The organism is Aminobacter sp. P4_H6_2 (assembly GCF_056400805.1).
Genome location: NZ_JBFUKO010000753.1, coordinates 1 through 2374, shown reverse-complemented (window position 1 = coordinate 2374; position 2374 = coordinate 1). Strand labels below are relative to the sequence as shown.

Below are 2374 nucleotides of genomic sequence, written 5' to 3'. Positions count from 1 at the left end.
TGCCTGTCGCCCCCAGAAGCGTGGCGAGCAAAAAGGCGGTTCGGCGCGTCCAGGCGCGAAAACCGGATAGACCGGCGTCATGTGATTTGAGCATCGGCAGTCTCCTCTGATGGTTCGGCCCCTCGTGGCCAGGCGCTTTTTTGCGCCATCTTTCCCGTCCCGGCTTCTTTCGACCGTTGACTTGGATGAACAAATGGTATCCACATATCGAAATCGCACAAGCGTTATTTTAGTAACATTTTTGGGGGCGACGATGCGAGAATCCATAGTCCGCCTTGAGGAGGCGGCGAAGGCCTTCGCTACGCCTGAAGGCCAGACCATCGTCGCGCTCGACGGCATCGATCTCGATGTCCGGCGTAACGAATTCCTGACGCTGCTGGGGCCATCGGGGTGTGGAAAAACCACTCTTCTGCAGGCGATCAGCGGCCTTGTGGAACTCGATTCCGGCCGCATCCTGATCGATGGCGATAACATGACCGACCGGCCGCCCTATCGCCGTCCAGTCAACACTGTGTTCCAGAACTACGCGCTCTTCCCGCATATGACCGTGGGGGGAAACACCGGATATGCCCTGGAAGTCGCTGGCGTCGCTAGGCCCGAACGAGCAAAGCGTGTAGCCGAAGCGCTTGCCATGGTCGGCCTAGAGGGGCTCGAAAACCGCAAGCCGCGCCAGCTTTCCGGCGGCCAGCAGCAGCGCGTGGCGCTTGCCCGCGCTATCATCGCCCGCCCGAAACTTCTCCTGCTCGACGAGCCGCTGTCGGCCCTCGACAAGAACCTGCGTCAGGCCATGCAGATCGAATTGAAGACGCTGCAGAACGAGCTCGGCATCTCCTTTATCTTCGTCACGCATGACCAGCAGGAAGCGCTGACCATGTCGGATCGCGTCGCCGTGCTCTCGGGCGGGCGTATCCAGCAACTCGATACGCCGCGCGCCATTTACGACCAGCCGAAGAATGGCTTCGTCGCCACCTTCGTCGGCGCCAGCAACCTTTTCGCGGGCGAAGCCGGCGGCGGCCAGCTGGTGACGCCGGATGGCATCGCCATTTCGCACGGCCGGCCCGGCGCCACCGGCGCGGTGACAGCGCTCATCCGCCCGGAACAGTTCTTCCTCGCGGAGGCCGGCAACGACGCGCCGGGCCTCGATATCGATCTCGAGCAGATCGTCTTCGTCGGCTCGACCTTCGAACTCTTCGGCCGCACGGCGACGGGCCGACGCGTCATCGCGGAAATCCCGGCGGCGCGTCGCAAACTCGTCGGCGAGGTCGAGCAGACGCGCCATGCCCGCCTCGCCTACGATCCGGCGGCCGTGCATCTCATTCCGGCGGAGGCCGCCTGACATGTCGTCGATCGCCTTTCGCCGCCGCGCCCAGCTTGCCGTCCTGCTCGGACCTGTCTCGCTGTTCCTGGCAGTCTTCTTCCTCGGCCCGCTCTCCATCATGATCGTGACGAGCTTCCTCGCGCCCGGCCTCTATGGCGGCGTGGAATGGAGCTGGTATCCGCATAATTACGGCCGCATTCTCGGCTTTGCCGATCCGATGTTCGAGGATTTCGACCCGGTCTACATAGCAATCTTCCTGCGCTCGATCCGGATCGCCGCGCTGACCGTGATCGCAACGCTCCTCGTCTGCTATCCGGCCGCCTTCTGCATCAGCCGCCTTTCCGAGCGCTGGAAGAATTTCTGCCTCTTCCTCATCACGCTCCCCTTCTTCGCCAGCCTCATCGTGCGGCTCTTCGTCTGGGTGCTCATCCTGCGCCAGACCGGCCTTGCCAACGACGTGCTCCTGAAGACCGGCCTCATAGCCCAGCCGCTCGATCTCATCTATACGGAAGGCGCGATCATCCTTGGCATGGTCTATGTCTTTATTCCCTTCATGTTCATGCCGGTCTATGCGAGCGTCGAAAAACTCGACTGGACCTTGGTACGCGCCTCACTCGATCTCGGCGCGGGGCCGATCCGCACCTTCTGGCGCATCATCCTGCCGCTAACGGCGCCCGGCATTGCCGGTGGGGCGGTCATCGTCTTCATTCCCGCGCTCGGCAACTTCATCGTCCCGACCATTCTCGGCGGCGCGAAGGTGATGATGCTCGGCAATCTCATCGAGCAGCAATTCCTTGCCGCGCGCAACTGGCCCTTCGGCTCGGCGCTCGCGATGATGGTGATGAGCGTGATGCTGGTGCTGCTCTTCGTCTCCGTGGTCGTTTCCGGCCGCCACGGCCTAAACGCGACCGGGCGCTAGGAGGATGCCCATGAAGATTTTCGCCATCCTCGGCCGCGGCAGCCTCCTTGCCTATACCGCCCTGTTCTTCGCCTTCATCTATATCCCGCTGGCGCTGATCGCGGTGTATTCGTTCAACGCGAACCCGGTCAACATGA

2 protein-coding genes are annotated in these 2374 nt (G+C 62.5%); both read left to right on the top strand.

Annotated elements, in window-relative coordinates:
* Positions 1–253 precede the first annotated feature (253 nt).
* Complete coding sequence (locus tag AC1DUU_RS29665) at positions 254–1336, top strand: ABC transporter ATP-binding protein (protein ID WP_476786897.1); 1083 nt, start codon at positions 254–256, stop codon at positions 1334–1336.
* Between the two features lies 1 nt (position 1337).
* On the top strand, positions 1338–2237 hold the full coding sequence (locus tag AC1DUU_RS29660) for an ABC transporter permease (protein WP_476786896.1): 900 nt from the start codon (positions 1338–1340) through the stop codon (positions 2235–2237).
* Positions 2238–2374: the final 137 nt, after the last annotated feature.

Excerpts from the sequence above, each read along its gene's own strand:
- AC1DUU_RS29665 (WP_476786897.1), top strand. The coding sequence starts at position 254 with ATGCGAGAATCCATAGTCCGCCTTGAGGAGGCGGCGAAGGCCTTCGCT.
- AC1DUU_RS29660 (WP_476786896.1), top strand. The coding sequence starts at position 1,338 with ATGTCGTCGATCGCCTTTCGCCGCCGCGCCCAGCTTGCCGTCCTGCTC.